The 18,560-nt window shown below is 66.8% G+C and carries 23 protein-coding genes and 1 pseudogene; 14 read left to right on the forward strand and 10 right to left on the reverse strand.

Annotated features, from left to right (window positions below):
- The first annotated feature begins 201 nt into the window (after positions 1 to 201).
- Together Q8N10_RS08785 and Q8N10_RS08790 are read left to right on the forward strand one after the other, a co-directional pair.
- On the forward strand, positions 202 to 384 hold the full coding sequence (locus Q8N10_RS08785) for a hypothetical protein (RefSeq protein ID WP_304778514.1): 183 nt from the start codon (positions 202 to 204) through the stop codon (positions 382 to 384).
- 187 nt (positions 385 to 571) lie between these two features.
- Complete coding sequence (locus tag Q8N10_RS08790) at positions 572 to 967, forward strand: hypothetical protein (protein WP_304778516.1); 396 nt, start codon at positions 572 to 574, stop codon at positions 965 to 967.
- Between the two features lie 90 nt (positions 968 to 1,057).
- Here Q8N10_RS08790 and Q8N10_RS08795 read toward each other — a convergent pair whose 3' ends face one another.
- Positions 1,058 to 1,936 carry an alpha/beta fold hydrolase gene (locus Q8N10_RS08795; protein ID WP_304778519.1) on the reverse strand — a complete coding sequence of 293 codons (879 nt, stop codon included), beginning with the start codon at positions 1,934 to 1,936 and terminating at the stop codon, positions 1,058 to 1,060.
- Between the two features lie 161 nt (positions 1,937 to 2,097).
- On the opposite strand from Q8N10_RS08795, the gene Q8N10_RS08800 reads away from it, so the two are divergent.
- Both Q8N10_RS08800 and uvrB read left to right on the forward strand, forming a co-directional pair.
- Positions 2,098 to 2,691 carry a thioredoxin domain-containing protein gene (locus tag Q8N10_RS08800; protein ID WP_304778522.1) on the forward strand — a complete coding sequence of 198 codons (594 nt, stop codon included), beginning with the start codon at positions 2,098 to 2,100 and terminating at the stop codon, positions 2,689 to 2,691.
- A 67-nt stretch (positions 2,692 to 2,758) separates the two neighbouring features.
- Complete coding sequence (gene uvrB, locus Q8N10_RS08805; RefSeq protein ID WP_370690201.1) at positions 2,759 to 5,011, forward strand: excinuclease ABC subunit UvrB; 2,253 nt, start codon at positions 2,759 to 2,761, stop codon at positions 5,009 to 5,011.
- A 27-nt stretch (positions 5,012 to 5,038) separates the two neighbouring features.
- Here uvrB and Q8N10_RS08810 read toward each other — a convergent pair whose 3' ends face one another.
- Complete coding sequence (locus tag Q8N10_RS08810) at positions 5,039 to 6,484, reverse strand: SEFIR domain-containing protein (protein WP_304778525.1); 1,446 nt, start codon at positions 6,482 to 6,484, stop codon at positions 5,039 to 5,041.
- A gap of 275 nt (positions 6,485 to 6,759) precedes the next feature.
- Between Q8N10_RS08810 and Q8N10_RS08815 the strand changes: the two genes are divergently transcribed.
- A complete protein-coding gene (locus Q8N10_RS08815) occupies positions 6,760 to 6,945 on the forward strand; it encodes a type II toxin-antitoxin system VapB family antitoxin (protein ID WP_304778528.1) in 186 nt (61 codons plus the stop codon).
- Positions 6,942 to 7,319, forward strand: a complete 378-nt coding sequence (locus Q8N10_RS08820) for a type II toxin-antitoxin system VapC family toxin (RefSeq protein WP_304778531.1) — start codon at positions 6,942 to 6,944, stop codon at positions 7,317 to 7,319. Before Q8N10_RS08815 ends, Q8N10_RS08820 begins: the two co-directional genes overlap by 4 nt.
- Positions 7,320 to 7,518: 199 nt before the next feature.
- On the opposite strand, the gene Q8N10_RS08825 is transcribed toward Q8N10_RS08820, so the two are convergent.
- The 3 genes from Q8N10_RS08825 to Q8N10_RS08835 form a co-directional block, all read right to left on the reverse strand.
- Entirely contained in the window at positions 7,519 to 7,641 is a 123-nt protein-coding gene (locus tag Q8N10_RS08825) for a hypothetical protein (RefSeq protein ID WP_304778534.1), read from the reverse strand.
- 351 nt (positions 7,642 to 7,992) lie between these two features.
- On the reverse strand, positions 7,993 to 8,232 hold the full coding sequence (gene brnA / locus Q8N10_RS08830) for a type II toxin-antitoxin system BrnA family antitoxin (protein ID WP_304778537.1): 240 nt from the start codon (positions 8,230 to 8,232) through the stop codon (positions 7,993 to 7,995).
- 56 nt (positions 8,233 to 8,288) lie between these two features.
- Complete coding sequence (locus tag Q8N10_RS08835) at positions 8,289 to 8,696, reverse strand: hypothetical protein (RefSeq protein WP_304778540.1); 408 nt, start codon at positions 8,694 to 8,696, stop codon at positions 8,289 to 8,291.
- 214 nt (positions 8,697 to 8,910) lie between these two features.
- Here Q8N10_RS08835 and Q8N10_RS08840 point away from each other — a divergent pair, with 214 nt between their 5' ends.
- From Q8N10_RS08840 to Q8N10_RS08850, 3 genes are all read left to right on the forward strand, one after another.
- The gene (locus tag Q8N10_RS08840; protein WP_304778543.1) at positions 8,911 to 9,195 is read left to right on the forward strand and encodes a hypothetical protein; all 285 of its coding nucleotides are present in this window, start codon (positions 8,911 to 8,913) and stop codon (positions 9,193 to 9,195) included.
- A 57-nt stretch (positions 9,196 to 9,252) separates the two neighbouring features.
- Complete coding sequence (locus tag Q8N10_RS08845) at positions 9,253 to 9,603, forward strand: hypothetical protein (RefSeq protein ID WP_304778546.1); 351 nt, start codon at positions 9,253 to 9,255, stop codon at positions 9,601 to 9,603.
- A 127-nt stretch (positions 9,604 to 9,730) separates the two neighbouring features.
- Positions 9,731 to 9,874, forward strand: a complete 144-nt coding sequence (locus tag Q8N10_RS08850) for a hypothetical protein (RefSeq protein ID WP_304778549.1) — start codon at positions 9,731 to 9,733, stop codon at positions 9,872 to 9,874.
- On the opposite strand, the gene Q8N10_RS08855 is transcribed toward Q8N10_RS08850, so the two are convergent.
- Positions 9,871 to 10,137 (reverse strand): GNAT family N-acetyltransferase, encoded by a 267-nt coding sequence (locus Q8N10_RS08855; protein ID WP_304778551.1) that lies wholly within the window; start codon positions 10,135 to 10,137, stop codon positions 9,871 to 9,873. The two genes, Q8N10_RS08850 and Q8N10_RS08855, sit on opposite strands and share 4 nt — an antisense overlap.
- A gap of 73 nt (positions 10,138 to 10,210) precedes the next feature.
- Between Q8N10_RS08855 and Q8N10_RS08860 the strand changes: the two genes are divergently transcribed.
- A complete protein-coding gene (locus tag Q8N10_RS08860) occupies positions 10,211 to 10,771 on the forward strand; it encodes a DUF3617 family protein (protein ID WP_304778553.1) in 561 nt (186 codons plus the stop codon).
- Positions 10,772 to 10,890: 119 nt separating this feature from the next.
- Here the strand turns inward: Q8N10_RS08860 and Q8N10_RS08865 are convergent, their stop codons facing one another.
- Positions 10,891 to 12,078, reverse strand: a complete 1,188-nt coding sequence (locus tag Q8N10_RS08865; protein ID WP_304778555.1) for an acetyl-CoA C-acyltransferase — start codon at positions 12,076 to 12,078, stop codon at positions 10,891 to 10,893.
- Between the two features lie 111 nt (positions 12,079 to 12,189).
- Here Q8N10_RS08865 and Q8N10_RS21025 point away from each other — a divergent pair.
- Positions 12,190 to 12,687: pseudogene (locus Q8N10_RS21025) on the forward strand (DNA alkylation repair protein); the annotation flags it as partial.
- 76 nt (positions 12,688 to 12,763) lie between these two features.
- The gene (locus tag Q8N10_RS08875; protein WP_304778559.1) at positions 12,764 to 12,898 is read left to right on the forward strand and encodes a hypothetical protein; all 135 of its coding nucleotides are present in this window, start codon (positions 12,764 to 12,766) and stop codon (positions 12,896 to 12,898) included.
- Here Q8N10_RS08875 and mnmA read toward each other — a convergent pair.
- Positions 12,895 to 14,061, reverse strand: a complete 1,167-nt coding sequence (gene mnmA, locus Q8N10_RS08880; RefSeq protein WP_304778562.1) for a tRNA 2-thiouridine(34) synthase MnmA — start codon at positions 14,059 to 14,061, stop codon at positions 12,895 to 12,897. The two genes, Q8N10_RS08875 and mnmA, sit on opposite strands and share 4 nt — an antisense overlap.
- Before the next feature lie 211 nt (positions 14,062 to 14,272).
- Between mnmA and Q8N10_RS08885 the strand changes: the two genes are divergently transcribed.
- The gene (locus Q8N10_RS08885; protein ID WP_304778565.1) at positions 14,273 to 14,458 is read left to right on the forward strand and encodes a hypothetical protein; all 186 of its coding nucleotides are present in this window, start codon (positions 14,273 to 14,275) and stop codon (positions 14,456 to 14,458) included.
- Positions 14,459 to 14,461: 3 nt separating this feature from the next.
- On the opposite strand, the gene Q8N10_RS08890 is transcribed toward Q8N10_RS08885, so the two are convergent.
- The gene (locus tag Q8N10_RS08890) at positions 14,462 to 15,391 is read right to left on the reverse strand and encodes a flagellin (RefSeq protein WP_304778568.1); all 930 of its coding nucleotides are present in this window, start codon (positions 15,389 to 15,391) and stop codon (positions 14,462 to 14,464) included.
- A 16-nt stretch (positions 15,392 to 15,407) separates the two neighbouring features.
- A complete protein-coding gene (flgK, locus tag Q8N10_RS08895) occupies positions 15,408 to 17,495 on the reverse strand; it encodes a flagellar hook-associated protein FlgK (RefSeq protein WP_304778571.1) in 2,088 nt (695 codons plus the stop codon).
- 375 nt (positions 17,496 to 17,870) lie between these two features.
- Between flgK and Q8N10_RS08900 the strand changes: the two genes are divergently transcribed.
- Positions 17,871 to 18,461: a hypothetical protein gene (locus Q8N10_RS08900; RefSeq protein ID WP_305663899.1), complete on the forward strand. Its 591-nt coding sequence runs from the start codon at positions 17,871 to 17,873 to the stop codon at positions 18,459 to 18,461.
- The last annotated feature ends 99 nt before the right edge of the window (positions 18,462 to 18,560 follow it).

The raw sequence follows: 18,560 nt of genomic DNA on the forward strand, positions 1-18,560 counted from the left end.
CGCGGCGGGCCTGCTCCTTACACGTGGAAGGCAGGCCATGGCGAAGTTGCCGTGCTTATGACCGCAGAGTTTACGATTCGCAAGCTCATATTGCAGCGCAGCATGGAAATGCCTGTGGACAGGCGCCTCTGCAGGCCGTTCGGAACCTCTACCGTTCGCCGCCGTTCTTCCCGCCGAGACCCCCTGAACCGGAGCTATGTCATGCGGAAAACCCTTAGCCTTCTTGCCATTGCGAGCGTCGCCCTGACCCTCGCGGCCTGTGGCCACAACGTCGAGCAGCGCGCCTCCACCGGCGCCATCACCGGCGCCGTGATCGGTGGCCCCGTGGGCGCCGCCGCCGGCGCGGCGGTGGGTACGGTCGTCAGCAAGGCGGTCGACAAGTAGTCCTGGCGATGGCCCCGCGCGCTGCGGGGCCATAGTCCAACTGTGTCATGTGGCGCTCCCCGCTCTGACTAGAGTCGTATCGAAGCTACGATTCTTGGGGGCCCAACGTGGGACATGTCATCTACGCCGTCATGACGTTGGCTGCGGTCATTGCGATCGCCGTCATGGGCGGGCATCCTATCTGACGATGAAGCGCAGTCTGTCTCTCGCGCTGCTGATGGCGGTGTACGCCTCGGGCGCCCACGCCGCGCCAGCTTGGCGCGTGCAGCAGTCCTGCGCCCTGAAGCGCTATCTCGGCGCCACGCCTGCCTTCGCCAACACCTGGGGGCGTGACGCCTCCCAGATCTCCCATGGGCGCCGCCCCGCGGCCACCGCCTGGCGGACCGAGCCCGCCGCGCGCTTCAACTACACCACCGCCATGGCCTCGGGTCGCGCCTTCGCCGACCGCGCCGCGGACCTGCTCGCGCGCCGGGAGCGGATCAGCCGGGACGAGGCCCTGAGAGTGATCGGCGCCGATCCCGGTCCCTGGCCGGAGGTCACCGAGGCCAAGTGTGACGCACTTGAGCGGCTCGCCCGGCGCTGACGGCCTTCAGGGGCGGATGTCGGGTCGGGTGCACGCCCGTCGCCCGCGGTTCGGGCTGAGCGCAGGCGCCCTGCCGTAGATCGTCCCAGGTCACATGCCCTTGCGCGCCGCGCCCGGCGGGTTGTTGCGGGCCACGAAGGCGGCGTAGCCCTCGATGTATTCTTCCGGGATGAACCCCGCCATCATGGCGCTCAGGTGGCCCTTGCCCGGCAGGACCAGATTGGTGAAGTCCGGCAACTCGCGCGCCATGCGGTGGGTCCGCGCATTGGGGCGGTCGTACTCGCCATTGATGGCCATGACCGGGAAGTCGACCCTGGAGAGGTCCAGCTTGTGGAGGGTCGCCATCATGCGGCCGGCCATGTCCTCCATGGCCCGCACCGCGCCGCCGCCCACGACGGCCTGGACCTTGGCGCGGATCTTGTCGCCGAGGTCGTTGCCCACCTCCTCGCCCTTGGCCTGGCGACGCGCCTTGACCCGGGCGTTGGCGGCGGCCTCGTCGGGGGCCTCTCCGGTCACGTCGGGCGGGACCTTGTCCTTCCACTCCCCGACCTCGCTGATCCCCGAGCCCTGGAAGCAGGCGGTGATGAACCGCTCCGGCGCGCGGGCCAGCAGTTGCAGAGTCACCCCGCCGCCCATGGAGTAGCCGGCGATGTGGGCCTTGCCGATCCCCATCTGGTCCATGAATTCCAGGACGTCGTCGGCCATGTTGAAATGGCTGTGCCGCGCCCCGCCCGACAGGCCGTGGGCCCGCATGTCGAGGGCGTAGACGTGGTTGGTCTGCGCCAGCCTTGGCGCGATGCCGTTGGAGAACCAGTTGCCGATGGCGCTGCCCCGCGCCCCGTGGATCAGGATCACCGGAACGCCTTGGCCGGCCTCCACATAGTGCAGGCGGGTCCCGTCCTTGACCGTGAAGTAGCCGTCGGGCCAGCGCGGCGGTGCGGCGCGCTCGGCCGCGGTCGAAACCGACATGAAATCCCCAAGAATCTACGCGACGGAAATGCTGTCGGCGGGAAATGAGTCCCGCCTGGCGCGCATTATGACGGCTCCCAGGTCCCAGCGCCAACGGCCTTGAGTTGACAGGCTGGGCGCAGGCGGTGTCCTGGGGTCGTCCCCAGTCAGGAAGCTCCCCCTTGCGTCACGCCCTGCTCAGTCTCGCCTTCGCCCTCATCGCCGGCGCCGCCAGCGCCGCCCCGGCCTATGTCACGGGCGAGCCGTCCCTGGGCAAACCCACGGCGAAGATCCACGTCGAGGAGTACGCCTCCCTGAGCTGCAACCACTGCGCCCAGTTCAACAATGAGGTCTTCCCGGCCTTCAAGGCCAAGTACATCGACACCGGCAAGGTCCGCTACACCCTGCACGAGTTCCTCACCGAGCCCGCCAATGTCGCCGCCATCGGCTTCATCACCGCCCGCTGCGCCGGGGCCGACAAGTACTATTCCATGGTGGACGGCCTCTTCCGCCGCCAGGCCGAAATCTTCGAGACCCGCCAGCTGCGCCCGGTCCTGCTGGAGGTCGCCAAGGAAGCCGGTCTGTCCGAGCCCGAGGTCACCGCCTGCGTCAACAACCCGGCCCATGGCGAGGCCCTGGAGGCCCGGGTGGCCGCCGGCGTCGCCCGCGGCGTGGACTCCACCCCCTTCTTCTTCGTCAACGGCGTGAAGGTGAACGGCGTCACCCTGGCCGACCTCGACAAGGCCATCGCGGCGGCGGGGAAGAAGAAGCGGTAGCCTGCTGCCACATCCTGTCACCAGGGCGCCCTAGCCTTCCGGGGTCATGCACCCTAAATTCGACCTCATGCCCCGTCCCACGAAGTCCGCCCCGGCCGAAGCGCCCGGCGTCGCCGACATGTCGGCGGTGTTCGACTATGACGAGTCCACCGGCCCCGTCGTCTGGGTCCCGCACCGTCCCGACCGGCCGCAGAAGTCCGAGGGCGGCCGCCGGTTCAAGCTCGTCTCCGAGTACGAGCCGGCCGGCGACCAGCCCACCGCCATCGCCGACCTGGTGGCGGGCCTCGAGGGCCGCGAGCGCGACCAGGTGCTGCTCGGCGTCACCGGCTCGGGCAAGACCTTCACCATGGCCAAGGTCATCGAGCAGACCCAGCGCCCGGCCCTGATCCTGGCGCCCAACAAGACCCTGGCCGCGCAGCTCTATTCCGAGATGAAGAGCTTCTTCCCCGACAATGCGGTGGAGTTCTTCGTCTCCTATTACGACTACTACCAGCCCGAGGCCTACGTGCCGCGGACCGACACCTATATCGAGAAGGATAGCTCGATTAACGAGCAGATCGACCGGATGCGCCACTCGGCCACACGGGCGATCCTGGAGCGCGACGACGTCATCGTGGTGGCCAGCGTCTCCTGCATCTACGGCATCGGCTCGGTGGAGACCTATTCCACCATGACCATCCAGCTGGAGGTCGGGCAGCGGGTGGACGAGAAGAAGCTGATCGCCGACCTGGTGGCCCTGCAGTTCAAGCGCAATGACGCCAGCTTCGAGCGCGGCGCCTTCCGCCGGCGCGGCGACACCATCGAGATCTTCCCCGCCCACTACGAGGACCGCGCCTGGCGCGTCAGCCTGTTCGGCGACGAGATCGAGGCCATCGTCGAGTTCGACCCGCTGACCGGCCGCAAGACCGCCGACCTGCCCAGCATCAAGCTCTACGCCAACAGCCACCACGTCACCCCGCGCCCGACGCTCCACCAGGCGATGATCTCCATCAAGGCCGAGCTGAAGGAGCGCCTCGACTGGATGATCGCCAACGGCAAGCTGCTGGAGGCCCAGCGGCTGGAGCAGCGCACCACCTTCGACCTGGAGATGATCGCCGCCACCGGCTCCTGCGCCGGCATCGAGAACTACAGCCGCTACCTGTCGGGCCGCCGGCCGGGCGAGCCGCCCCCAACCTTCTTCGAATACATCCCCGACAACGCCCTGCTGTTCGTGGATGAGAGCCACCAGGCGGTGCCGCAGATCGGCGGCATGTACCGGGGCGACTACCGCCGCAAGTTCACCTTGGCCGAATACGGCTTCCGCCTGCCCTCCTGCCTGGACAACCGCCCCCTCAAGTTCGAGGAGTGGAACGCCATGCGGCCCGACACCATCTGCGTGTCGGCCACCCCGGCGGCCTGGGAGCTGGAGCAGTCGGGCGGGGTCTTCGCCGAGCAGGTGATCCGCCCCACCGGCCTGATCGACCCGCCGGTGGAGATCCGTCCGGTCTCCAAGGACAACCACAGCCAGGTGGACGACGTGATCGCCGAGGTGCGCGACACCACGGCCAAGGGCTACCGCTCCCTGATCACCGTGCTCACCAAGAAGATGGCCGAAGACCTCAGCGAGTACATGCACGAGCAGGGCCTGCGGGTCCGCTACATGCACTCCGACATCGACACCATGGAGCGGATCGAGATCATCCGCGACCTGCGCCTGGGCGCCTTCGACGCCCTGATCGGCATCAACCTGCTGCGCGAGGGCCTGGACATTCCCGAGTGCGGCCTGGTCGCCATCCTCGACGCCGACAAGGAGGGCTTCCTGCGCTCCGAGACCAGCCTGATCCAGACCATCGGCCGGGCGGCGCGCAACGTGGACGGCAAGTGCATCCTCTATGCCGACCGGGTCACCGGCTCCATGGAACGCGCCATGGCCGAGACCTCTCGCCGCCGGGAGAAACAGGCCGCCTACAACCTCGAGCACGGCATCACCCCCGAGAGCATCAAGTCCTCCATCAAGGACATCCTGGCCTCCCCCTACGAGAAGGACCGCGTCACCGTGCCGGTGGGCGTGGCGGAGGACTCCAAGCCCTTCATGGGCGACAACTTCAAGACCACCCTGCGCGACCTCGAAAGCCGCATGCGCCAGGCCGCCGCCGACCTGGAATTCGAGACCGCCGCGAGACTGCGTGACGAGATCAAGCGCCTGAAGCTGATGGACCTGGAGTTCGCCAACGACGTGCTCACCGCGCCGGGCGAAGAGGTGGACCGCACGGCGGTGAAGAAGGTGCGCGCCGAGGCGCGGGCCGAGGCGCAGGAGCGGTTTAGGAAGGGGAAGCGGTAGGGGGGCCTGAAATGTCTTCGCGAGCGATCATGGATAGATCGCGATGCGATCCAAATTGGTGAGCACTGTTATCGAGGGTGGGAAATATCCCATCTCGCGGCCCCAACCCGTCGTGGCTAAACCCTGAACTAGCGCTTTCATATCAAGCACGTTGCTTGCCCCAACCAAACGGGCAACACGATCGGCGAAAGCCGCCGACTCACATCTGGCAAAGATGTCGAGCGGCCTTTCGTCCCTGTTGGAATACAACAACATAGACGGATACCAGGATACGGAATGACCCTCCATCGTCCTCGCTAGAGCAGCATCCCTTATATAGCATACAATATCTGCCTGAATAAGCTCCTCCACAGATATCGACGCCGAAGAGTACCTCATATTCATGAAATCTGCCTCTGGCGATATTTTACGAAGATCCTTCCTATCATTCCTATGTCTGAGAGATCTGAGGAAGTATTGGAATCTCGAAAAGTCCAAAGTGAAACTCTTCATGGATCTCGACCTGGGATTTACATATCTATATTTGAATAAGTATTCAGCTATATCGTACCTACCCTCTCTTATAAATATGGCGATAGAGGTCAAAAATACTTCATGGGCGATAAACTTAAGGTTGTCGAGATCCCATTCATGAAAGGGGCCGACGTCGGGCGCCCTCTCGGAATGCACCATCATTTGCTCTAATATTAGAGCGAATTCGTTCTGCAATTCCGAGCTTTGTGGGGCTCTAGACATTTCTGTTGCGATTGATTGAATTTCATCAACCAAGGGCCTTAGTTCTTCAATACTTAAAATTACTGCTTCACCAAAGTCATCTCGCCCTTCCGAGACAAGCCGGCGCTCCGTCAATTCGCCGCTTAGCGCGTCCCGGAAAGCCCTAAGCGTGCCAGCGGCAATCACCCGCTCATGCTTGATTGCATCCAACGCCCGAGAGTAAGTCGACTTTGTTCGAACGATCCTCTTATCATCAGACAATATATGGTCTGGCGGATTTCCACGCTTAGGACGCTTGTGAAGTGGCTTTTCGTATACCCAACGCAGAAGATGTTCGTACTCCTCTTCGTATCCCACGCCTTCAGCCAGATTTATATATATGCGAGACCCATAGAATGTTGGAACAAACGGTTTTCCATCTTCATCTAGTTCAAATGCTATCAGAGCGAATTTATCCTGCACTGAAGATTTGTATATCTCCGGTGTTATGATTTGCGCTTCAACTCCAGCCCCACCAACCCGGTCGTTTGCGCGCTCCGCATATATTCTGTTCGATATTATTATAACTTTTCTGATCTCCTTGTCTGAAACCATGCTTTCCATGAAAACGTGAGCATCATTTCCGACCTTCAAGTCCCATTTGTCGATCTTTATATCCACACCATCTTCGACTAAGCGAGACGCTAGACTGAGAACTCGATTGGAATGCGCCTCATCAGTCCAAGCATAAGAAATAAATACTTTCGGATGATCACTCATTCCCGAATCCTTCCAGATACACAGCGCATGCGTCCATTTTTAACCGAAGCACACTCGCCGCTCAGGTTGCCCGCGATTCGGCAATCGGAGGAGTTGTTGTTTTAGAACTTTCTCCTCCGAACAACCCGGCTGTTGATCGCCTCTGCCTGCATGGGACACCAAGACAATCAGCGGCAGTTGGCGAGGTGGCGTGCTGACCGCCTACTCGCGGTAGATCAAGCGGTCAGCACAGTAGGCGCGTAGAAATCGCCACGCATTGATGCTATCTTCCGTGCATGCGCACCACCCTCGCCCTCGATGACGACTTGCTGGACCAAGCCCGCGACCTCACCGGCGTGCGGGAGAAATCGGCCTTGGTGCGAGAGGCGTTGAAGGCGCTGATCGAGCGGGAGAGCGCGCGGCGGCTGGCGCGGCTGGGGGGCACCCAGCCCCATCTGACGGACATTCCGAGGCGTCGGTGATCCTGGTCGACACCTCGATCTGGATCGACCATTTGCGAGGCGGCGACAATGGCCTCGCGGCGAAGCTGGTCGCCGGTCAGGTGCTGACCCATCCGCTGGTGATCGGCGAACTGGCCATGGGCGACCTGCGGCCCCGGGAGGTGGTGCTGCGCAGCCTCACGCAATTGGCTCAGGCCGTGGTGGCCCGCGACGACGAGGTGCTGGCCTATGTCGAGCGCCTGGCCCTGCACGGCAGGGGCGTCGGCTATATCGACGCCCACCTGCTGGCCTCGACAGCCCTCACCCCGGATGCGCAGCTCTGGACGCGGGACCGCCGGCTGGCGGAGATCGCCGTGGAGCTTGGGCTCGCCCCTACAACCCCGCCAGCCAGTTGATCACCAGCGCCTGGAGCGTCAGCCGCTTGTCCGACCAGCCGTGGTCCGTCGCCACGTGGAAGCCCTGCGCCTTCGTTCCGCCCGCCGCCTTGACCGCGGCGATCAGGCGGTCGGTGTCGGGGCGTCGTCGCTGGAGAGGACCAGGAGGGGGTCAGGCCGGGGCCGAGGGTGTCCAGCCGCCAGGCCTCGCCGCCGGCGATCAGGTTGTGGCCGAGGGCCCCGGGCTGCCCCAGGAGCCGCGATAGTTGAAGGTCACCGCGTTCCAGCCGGCGCGGCGCACGGCCTGGGCCAGGTCGAGGTTCTTCTCATTGCCCAGGCGCATGGGGCGGCTCCTCGGGAAGCGGAGCCGTGATGGTGGCGCGGGGCTAGAGCCCTTTCCGATCTGATTGCGTCATTCAGATCGGATAAAAAGGGCTCTAATTCAAAAAGTTAGAGCATTTTTCGATCCGATAACCGTTTCACACTTATCGGAAAATGCTCTAGCGGAGGCGCAACCAACGTTCCTTCTCCCCTTGCGGGAGAAGGTGGCCCTGCGGAGCAGGGTCGGATGAGGGGTCGAAAGCCCTCTCCGGTCAGGACGTCGCACGATCATCGGAGAGGGGAGCGTGACCCCTCATCCGACCGGTCTCCGACCGGCCACCTTCTCCCACAAGGGGAGAAGGACGGCGATCGCTCAGGCCACGCCGTTGAGACGGTCGGCGATCCAGATCTTGATCAGGGACTGGCGGGTCACGCCGCGCCTCTGGGCCTCGATATCCAGGCGCCGCACCATCTGGTCGGTGAAGTCGACATTGACGCGCCGCTTTTCCAGGCCCGGACGGCGGGCGGTCGACCAGTCAATATGGTCGCCGATGTCCTCGCCGGACTCGAACCTGGCGTCGAACGCCTCGGCGCTAATGGTCTTGGCTGTCATATGCGCTCACCTCATCGTCCCGCGACCGCCGGACCGAGATGATCCGGATCGCGCCTCTACCGCCTCGTGACGCGCCAGCCGTCGCCGACCCGGGTGGTGGTCCAGGCGACGCCGTCCCAGTCGGTGAAGTTGAGGATGGTGTCGTGGTGGCCCGGGCCGCCGGACTTCGGCGTGTGGTGGAAGCGGCGGCCGGCGGCGTCCCAGGTGGCCGACCAGCAGGCCCCGCCCCAGGTGCGGTAGTCGATGCGGCGGTCGGCGTGACCCGCGCCCTTCTCCGGCTGGTGATAGAAGCTGTCACCGGCCCAGGTGGCGGTCCAGCGGGAGCCGTCGCAGGTGGTGTAGGGGATGTCGATCACCGTCTGGCCTGACTGCGGCTGGGCCTGGGCCGGGGCGCCGAGCCCCAGGATCGCCGCCACCGCCGTCGCGGCCGTCGCGGCCGTCGCCGCAAATGTCTTTCCACCCATGGTCGTCCTCCCAAGCTGGGGCTTGAACCTAACGGTTGCAGCGGCCCCGCCAAGACCCTGTGACCCAAAAACCGCAGGTCCCCGGCTCGGGCGCAGGGGGCGGAACCACGGCGGCGGTTCGGGCGTAGACCTGGGCATGGGGGAGCGCCGCACCGGCGGTCCAGGAACGGACGACGGACGGCGCTTCCAGAAACTCTTGCTGGGGATAGCAGCCATGTCGCCGTCGCTTTCCGTCGTGTCCGACAATGTTGTCGGCGCCCTCCCGCGTTCCGAAGCCCTGTCCATGCGCGTGCGCCGCCTGCAGGCCGAGGCCAAGGGCCTGGCCCGCGAGCATATCGCCGCCCTGGTGGCCGCCCTGCACGAGGCGGAGGCCCTGGCCGCCGAGATCGCCGAGGGCGGCGAGGCCTATCCGGCCGGCATCCGCGATATCGCCCGGCGCCTCACCGAGGACTGCGAGTCGAAGATCGGCACCATCGAGGCCATCAACGCCCGCCTCTAGGCTTTGGCCCGGCGCCTGCAGGTTGGCGCTTCAACCGTCCCGGTTTGGAGCGAAACCATGGTCAGTCGTGTTGCGCGTACACGTCCCCGCCTCGTCGCGGAGACCCCCAAGGTGAATGTCGTGGCCCTGCAGGCCCTGGCGCCCGCGCCGGAGACGGCCGCGGCGCCCGCGCCCGTCACCGAGACCCTGGCCGAGCAGATCCGGCGTCTGCAGAGCGAGGCCAAGAGCCTGGCCCGCAATCACGTCGACGCCCTGCGCCTGGCCCTGATCGAAGTCGAGCGGCTGGCCGAGGAGATCGGGGCCGGCGGGGACGTCTATCCCACCGGGGTGCGCGAACTGGCCCGGCGCTTCGCCAGCGAGACCGACACCAAGGTCCAGGCCCTGATGGCCATCGTTCAGCGCAGCTAGGCTCTGGCGAACCGTCACCGATTGTAAGCTTCAGGCGCGGCTGCATCCATTTCTGAAGCGCGGCGTTAGCTCCCCGGTTGTTCAAAGTGGTCGCCCTCCCCGGCGGCTCGGCCAAGGGATTTGCTAGATGACCGACACCATCAACCGCGTGCTGATCGGGGCCTTCGCCGCCGCCGTCATGACCGTCGTGGCCATGGCCGGGACCATGGTCGCCGCCTCCCAGCCCGTGGCCTTCGGCCAGGGCCTGAGCCAGCAGAGCCAGGGCCGCTAAGCCACCAGGTCGCCGAATTCCTTGCTGCGCCGCAGCCAGGCCGCCGCGTAGCCGCAGATCGGGGTGATCTTCAGCCCCTTGGCCCGCACATCGGCGCTGAGCGCGGCCATCAGCCGGCCGGCCGCGCCGGTGCCGCGCAGGGCGGCCGGGCTTTCCACATGGTCGAGATAGAGGCGCTCTCCGCTCAGACGATAGTCGGCCCAGGAGGTCTGGCCCTGTTCGTCCATCTCGTAGCGGTCGCCGGTGTCGCGCAGATCGGTCATGGTCTGATCATAACCCCCTCGCCCGCGAGATCGATCCCGCTTAACTTCGCGATTGCGTGAGCGGGAGAGAGCAATGCGTTTGGGTGTGATGCTGGCCGGCATGGCCATCCTGGGCGTCAGCGCCTGCAGCAAGCCGGCCGAAAAGACTGAGGCGGAGGCCGCCGCCCCGGCCTTCACGCCGTCGCAGACCCCGCCCAAGCGCAAGCCCGGCCTGTGGGAACAGCGGGTCTCCACCGGCGATTTCGTGCAGGTCAGCCGCATCTGTCTGGACGCCGCCACCGACGAGAAGATCAGCTTCTGGGGCTCCCAGGCGACCCGGGACATGTGCGAGAAGAACGTCTTCTCGGCCCGCGTGGCCGGCGGCTATCAGTTCAGCTCGATCTGCGACATGGGCTCGGGCGGCAAGACCACCACCAGCGGCACGGCCACGGGCGACTTCAATTCCAGGTACGTCATCCAGGCCGAGAGCTCCACGGAGGGCGCCGCCGCCCCGCAGATGAACGGCCTGCACAAGGTCACCGTCGAGGCCGCCTGGCAGGGCGCCTGCCCCGAAGGCTACAGGCCCGGCGACATGTCCCTGCCCGGCGGCATGAAGATCAACATCCTGGAGCTGCCGGTTCCGGGGAAGGGCTAACCCCTATCCGCTCACCCCGGCGAAGGCCGGGGCCCAGATACATCCGCTACATTCAGGACAGATGGCTCAGGTCGTGACCTAGGACCTGGGTCCCGGCCTTCGCCGGGATGAGCGGAGTTTCAAATGAGCTCCACCGCCATGGCGGTGGCCTCACCGCCGCCGATGCAGAGGCTGGCGACGCCGCGCTTGCCGCCGCGGGCCTCCAGGGCCGAGAGCAGGGTGGCCAGGATGCGCGCGCCGCTGGCCCCGATGGGGTGGCCGAGCGCGCAGGCGCCGCCGTTGACGTTCAACCTGTCGCGATCCAGGCCCAGCTCCTGCTCGGCGATCATGGCCACCACGGCGAAGGCCTCGTTGACCTCCCAGAGGTCGACATCGGCCACCGACCAGCCGGCCTTCTGCAGCACCTTGCGCATGGCGGGCACGGGGGCGGTGGTGAACAGGCCGGGCTCATGGGCGTGGGCGGCGTGGGCGGCGACGCGGGCGACGATCTTCAGGCCAAGGCGCCGGGCGACGGACTCCCGGGTCATCACCAGGGCCGCGGCGCCGTCGCTGATGGAGCTGGCGTTCGCCGCGGTGATGGCGCCGTCCTTGGCGAAGGCGGGCTTCAGGGTCGGGATCTTGGCGGGATCGGCCTTCATCGGCTGCTCGTCGGCCTCGATCAGCACGGCGCCCTTGCGGCTGACCACCTCCACCGGGACGATCTCGCGGGCGAAGGCGCCGGTCTCGGTGGCGCGCTTGGCGCGGGCCAGGCTCTCTATGGCGTAGTCGTCCATGGCCTGGCGGGTGAACTGGTAGGTCTTGGCGCTCTCCTCGGCGAAGGAGCCCATCAGCCGGCCGGGCTCATAGGCGTCCTCCAGACCGTCCAGGTACATGCTGTCGGAGATCACGTCGTGGCCGATGCGGGCGCCGCCCCGGTGCTTGGTCATCAGGTAGGGCGCGTTGGACATGCTCTCCATGCCGCCGGCGATGACGATCTGCGCCGAGCCTGCGGCCAGCGCGTCGTGGGCCAGGATCGCGGCCTGCATGCCCGAGCCGCACATCTTGTTGACCGTCGTGGCCTCCACCGACAACGGCAGACCTGCGCCAAGCGCGGCCTGTCGCGCGGGCGCCTGGCCAAGTCCGGCGGGCAGGACGCAGCCCATGACGATCTGCTCAACGGCGGCGGGGTCGAGCCCTGCCCGCTCCACCGCCGCGCGCACCGCCGCCGCCCCCAGCGCCGTGGCCTTCACGGGCGACAGATCCCCCTGGAAGCCGCCCATCGGCGTGCGGGCGTAGGACGCGATGACGACGGGATCAGAGGCGGACATGGCTGGAGTTCCTCTCAGGGGTCCCTGATGTGCGCGGGGCGGCCAAGAAGTTCAAGGCGCCGGGGCCGGAAGCCAAGCTAGACTGTCGCCATGCATCCCGATCACGCCCTCATGCTGGAGGACCTGCGGCGCCTGGCGCGGCCGGTCACCGGCGCCCCGGCCCAGAACGATTCCTATGGCGGCAGCGGCCGGCCGTTCTTCAACATCTCGGTTCCCCACCGCCGGGCGATGGCCAAGGCCTGGCTGGCCCGGAACAAGGCGCAGGGGCCGCAGGCGACCCTGGCCCTGGTGGAGAGCCTGTTCGACGGGGCCTCCCACGAGGAGAAGACCCTGGCCGCCATCCTGCTGGGCTACAGCGCCCCGGCCCGCGCGGCGACCCATCCCGCCGACCTCGACCGCTGGCTGGGCAAGCTCAACGGCTGGGCGGAGGTGGACAATCTCTGCCAGAACGTCTTCAGCGCCGCCGAGATGGGCCGCGACTGGCCGGCCTGGAAAGCGCTGATCGAGGCGCTCACGCTCAGCCCGGACATCAACCGCCGCCGCGCCGCCCTGGTCCTGCTCACCGGCCCCACGGCCCGCTCCGACGACGACGGCTTCCACGACCTGGCCTTCCGCACGATCGAGGCGCTCAAGGGCGAGAAGCCGATCCTGATCACCAAGGCGGTGTCCATGGCTGCTGAGGGCCATGGCCGCGCGGCGTCCCGACGCCGTGGCCGCCTATCTGGACCGGGAGACCGACAGCCTGCCGGCGGTGGCGGTGCGGGAGACCCGCATCAAGCTGACCACCGGGACCAAGTCGGGCAAACGGCGCGGCGGCTAGACCCCGAAGGTCTTCTCAATAAATCCGCCACCCAGCACCCGCCCAGGCGCCGCCGGGTCGTAGAGGACGCAGGCCTGGCCGGGCGAGACGCCGTGCTCCGGCGCATCGAAGATCACCGCGGCGGCGCCATCGCACAGGGCGAGCCTGGCCGGCAGCGGCTCGGCGGTGGAGCGCACGCGGGCCAGGACCGGAAGCTCCGCCTCGCAGGCGGCCTCGACGCTGGCCTGGTCGCCCAGCCAGTTGGTCTCTTTCAGGCTGCAGCCCACCGTCAGCAGGGCCTCGCGCGGCCCCACGATCACCCGGCGGCTGTCGGCGTCGATCTTCACCACGAACAGCGGATCGCCCACCGCCACGTTCAGTCCCCGGCGCTGGCCGACGGTGTAGCGGGTGACGCCCTCGTGGCGGCCCAGCACCCGGCCATCCAGGTGCACGATGTCCCCCGGCTCGGCCCCATGCGGGCGCAGGCGGTCGATCACCGTGGTGTAGCGGCCCTCGGGAACAAAGCAGATGTCCTGGCTGTCGGGCTTCTCGGCGATGGCCAGGCCCAGCTCGGCGGCGGCGCGGCGCACCTCGCTCTTGGGCAGGTCCCCCAGCGGGAAGCGCAGATAGTCCAGCTGCTCGGCCGTGGTGGCGAACAGGAAATAGCTCTGGTCGCGGGCCGGGTCGGCGGCGCGGCGCAGCTGCGCCCCGGCCGGACCCATCTCGCGGCGGACATAGTGGCCGGTGGCCATGGCCTCGGCGCCCAGGTCGCGCGCCACGTCCAGCAGGTCGCGGAACTTCACGGTCTGATTGCAGCGGATGCAGGGAACCGGCGTCTCGCCCCGCAGATAGGCGTCGGCGAACTCCTCGATCACCTGTTCCTTGAAGCGGCTCTCATAGTCGAGGACGTAGTGGGGGATGCCGATGGCCTCGGCGGCCGTGCGGGCGTCGTGGATGTCCTGGCCCGCGCAGCAGGCGCCCTTCTTCTGGATCGCGGCGCCGTGGTCATAGAGCTGCAGGGTGACGCCGATGACCTGGTAGCCGGCGCGGGCCAGCAGGGCCGCGGTCACGGTGGAGTCGACGCCCCCGGACATGGCCGCCACCACGCGGGCGCCCACCGGCAGGCCCACCGCGGCGCGGGCGGCCTCTACGGCGTGATCGGCAAAGAGAACGGGCGCGTTCATAGGGCCTATGTAGCGGGTCGGGCGGGGTTTTGCGAGATCGCGTCCCAAGCGCAGATTTCAGCGGCTGCGGCCAACTATCGCGAAACAGTGATCTCGCCTCCGAGGTGAGTGGTGTAAACTCAGGCGATCCCCGTGAAGTAACCGTCGATCGCGGAGACCCACGGACACTGGGCCTATGGCTTGTGCCCGACCTCACCGATTGGGGACGCAGATGAACCAGTACCGGCTTTATGTCCTGAGCCCTGAAGAACACGTCGCGGCCACCCGCGAGGCGCAGTTCCCCGATGACGTCTCGGCCCTGAAGGAGGCGGTGGACCTCCGCGCCGACCAGTTCGCGGTCGAGGTCTGGATGGGCGAACGCCTGGTCGGCCGCATCGGCGCCGAGTTCAGGCTATAGCGCCTATTTGAGCACGTTCAGCAGGGACGAGTTCTGCAGCGACAGGAAGACCTGGGCTGCGGCCTGCACCGCCACGCCGGCCTGCTGCAGCGCCGTCGCCGCCTCGGCCGGATCGGCGTCGGTGATGTCGCCCATCATGCCGGCCAGGCTGTTCTGGCGGGTCACCAGGTCGATCTTCACCGAGTCCACCCGGGTCTGCACCATGCCGTTTCGGGCGGTGTTGTTGATCATCTCCTTGTTCACGGAGTCCCAGTTGGCCAGCACGCCTTCAAGATAGATGCGTTGATTGTCGGTGAGGTTGCCCTGGAACGGGCCGTCGGGGCCCTCCTGGAACGCCTGCACATCCTTGAAGGCGGTCAGCAGATCGGTTCCAAGGTTGTTGGCCAGCAGGCCGGTGTTCACCGTGGTGGAGTCGTCCACCTTGGCCTGGGTGACGAAGTCGTCGTTGTGGAAGAAGTCCGAGATGACCTTGGCCGGATCGGTGAGGTCGCTCAGCGAGGTGGCCGAAACCGGCAGGGTGTCGATCTGGCCGCCCGCGAAGACGTATTTGCCGCCGTAGCGGGCGTTCAGGCCGTCCACCGAATTGCGGAAGAAGCCCTGCAGGTCCTGCATCAGGGTGTCGGCCCGCCCGCTGGCCAGGGCCTGGGCGATGGTCTCCCGCGTCCCCTGCGCCGCCGAGGTGATCTGGTTGAGGGCGAAGTCCTGGGTGGTCAGTTTGTCGGTGATCAGCTTGCTCTGTTCGAGATAGCCGCCGATCCGGGCGTCGATGGACTTCATCGCGGTCAGCATCTCGGCGTTGCGCGCATAGCCCTTGAGGTCGGTCCCCTGCTTCTGGGTGGCGACGCGGGCGCCAGCCTCCATCTGCCGCTGCTGAGCGGCCTGGATATTGGCGAGTACGGCGCTGTAGTTGCCGTTCGTGGAAACGCGGGTCATCGCGGTTGGCCTTCGGTCAGATCATATTGGTAAGGACGTCGAACAGCTCCTTGGCGGCCTGCACCATGCGGGCCGAAGCGTTAAACGCCTGTTGGTAGGTGGTGAGACGCACAAGCTCTTCGTCGAGGTTCACGCCCTCCACCGACTGCCGTCGGGCCGTGGCCTCGGTGGCCACGGAGTCAGCGGACTGTTTGCGGGTGTCGGCGGCCTGGGCGCGGCGGCCGATGGAGCCGCCGAACTCCGCGGCGTAGCGCGAGACGGTCATGGTCACCGCCCCAAGCTCTCCGGCCGCGCTGAACGCGGTGGCGATGTCGCCCGAGCCCGCCAGGGCCAGGGCGCCCCTTCCGTCCCCGGGCCGCAGGGAGGCGGCCGGCGGGGTCACCGACAGGTCAAGCTTGCCCAGGGCCAGCTTCATCGGGTTGGAGACCAGGGCCTGGTCGACGCTGAACCGCCCCGCCCGGCTCGACCGCTCGTTGCCCCCCAGGCCGAAGAGCTGGCTGAGGGAGGCGCCGTCGGTTCCGCGCTTGGTGTCGTCCTTGGCCACGGCGAGCCGGACATCGCCGCCCCCGTTGCCCGCGAAGGTCATCTTGCCGCTGGAGTCGAGGGAGAAGGTCCCATAGAGGCCCACCCCGGTCGAACTGGCGTTCAGGGTGTCCAGCAGGTCCTGCATCGTCCCGGCGGGCGGCATGGTGATGGAGATGTTGCGCAGCGGGCGGCCGTCGGCCTGGGCCAGGTTGAGCTGGATCACATCGCCGGGCGTGAATCCGTGACCGTCGGTCAGCTTCAGGCCGGTCTCGTAGTTGGTCACCCCGTTCGACCGGACAATGTCGTTGAGGCCGAAGAAGTGGGAGAAGGCCCGACCGGCCTTCATCGAGGTTCCCTCATCCATGGCCACGCCATAGCCGGCCCCGGCCGCCAGGCTGAGCTGGCCGTCCGAGAAGCTGGCCGTGGCCATCCCGCCCAGCGCGTTGTTCAGGTCGGCCAGGAAGTCGCCGCTGAAGGCGCCGCCAGGCGTCATGGTCTGGTTGTCGAAGTCGATGACCACCGAGGATTGGACCACGCCATTGGCCCGATCGACGATGGCGATGGTGGAGGTTCCGGTGAAGCCCGCGGCGGCGGTGTCCAGGTCCGTGCCGACGTCGCGGCCCGTCATGCTGGCGGGCGGCGGCATGGCGGCGTTGGCGTTATGCGCCGCGTTCAACTGCTCGGTCACGCGGCTGACAAACTCGCCGAGTTGATCCGACAGACCCGGCAGGACCTGGTCGCGCAGGTCCATCAGGCCCCGCAGGTCGCCGCCGGTGATGGTGATGGGCTGGGCCTGGCCGATGCCGCCGATGGGTTCGATGGCGATATAGGACATCGTCGAGTCGGTGCGGTTGTAGCTGAGCTTGGCGGCGTTATCGCCGGCCAGCAGATAGCCCTCGGCCGAGCGGATGGTGACCCCGCCCTGGCTCCTTTGCTGAACCTGCACGTTCATGATGGCCGCCAGTTCGTCGATGAGCTGGCTCTGGATGTTCTCCGAGCCGGAGGCGTCGGCGTTGGCCAGGTTCGCGCGGCTGACGTCGGAGTTCAGCCGGTTGATCTGTTCCAGCAGGTCGTTGGCGCGGTCGATGTCGGCCTTGGCCTGGGCGTCGACGGTGTTTCCCAGGTCATTGATGTGGGTGTTGATGCGAGCGCCTTCGTTGAGGAAGTCGCTGACATTGGAGATCGCCTGGCTGCGCAGCAGGCTGGAGGACGGGTCATCGGAGGCCGCCGAGAAGGCGGAATAGATGCTGTCCATGCGCGAGAAGAAGAAGTTGTTGCTGGACGGGTCGCCGAACAGGCTCTGGGCGTTGTCGAGATATTCCGACACCGTGCCCCAGTGCTTGGAGTCCGAGGTCGCCGTCAGGGTCGCCATCTGCAGATACTGGTCGGTGATCCGCTTGACGCCGGAAACCTCGACCCCCATCCCCATGCCGCCGACGACCAGCGGCTTCTGGTCAATGGTCTTGCGGACATAGCCAGGCGTGTTGACGTTGGCGATGTTGTCGGAGGTGGTCCGCAGGCCGGCCTGCGCCGCCTGCAGGCCGGAAGCCGCGGTCCTGAGGGAAACGGTCAGGGACATCTCTTAGCCCTCCGCCCGGCAAAGCCTGACGCCCGACCCGGCCAAATCTGCCGGTAGTCTGGGGAACGCCCGCGCGTAAGGCTGAAATTTCTTCAACATTTTCAATGTGGTCCCTTTAGGGCCCCGATGAGCTTGCGATCCGTGGCGCAAGAGCGGCGCCAGTTCGTCGAAGTGACCGGTGAGACCGACCGGGCGGCAGGGACGACCTATCAAGGTGGCCAGGCTCGGCAAAAAGCGCCGCGACAGGCTGGCGCGAGCATGCGGGCGCGCGACTAAAAGTGTTTTAAAACAGACGATTAATAGCCATTGGCCAAGTTGGCGCGGAGGTTGCTGAGCAGGGTGGCGACCACTTCGTCCGCTGGACCCACCCACCTCATGACCGCGCCTCTGCTCAACGCCTCGACCCTCACCCCGACCGGCGCCGCCGGCGGAGCGGCTGGTCTGTTCGGCGCCGCCGCGGGCGGAGGACCGGCGGCGGGCTTCGAAGCTCTGATGGCCGCCTTCTTCGGCGGCCCGGGCGCGGCCGAGCCGATGCTGGGCGCGGACGGCAAGCCCGTGGTTCAGGCCACCGGCCCGGCCAAGGGCGACAAGGCCACGGCGGACGGCAAGGCCGAGGGCGAGGTCGCCGACACCGCCACCCCCTCCACCGACGCCCTGATCCTGGCCGCCCTGCTGGCCCAGCCCATCGCCGCGCCGCCTCCCATCGTCCCCACGACCGCCGAGGGCCAAGCCGAGGGCGAAACCCCGGCGGGCGGTTCCGCCGCCCCCGCCTTCGGTCCCGTGGTTTCCGACGCCGCCCTCGCCCAGGCCCTGCAGCCCGCGAAGGCCGCCGACGCCAAGGCCGCGAACACCGCCGGCGTCGTGGCCCAGGCCGCCGCCGATACGGCCACGGCGCAGGCCTCTGAGGCGCAAACCGACGCCGAACCCGCCCACCTGGCCGGCGCCGAGAATGATGATTTTCACTGATCGCTCCGTTAGCTGTGGCTGGTCACAGCGGTCTTTATCAGCTTGGCATAGTAGAAGCCGTCGTGGCCGTCCAGCTGCGGCAGCAACTGGCGACCGTGG

The organism is Phenylobacterium sp., from assembly GCF_030693625.1.
GTDB classification, from domain to species: Bacteria; Pseudomonadota; Alphaproteobacteria; order Caulobacterales; family Caulobacteraceae; genus Phenylobacterium; species Phenylobacterium ferrooxidans.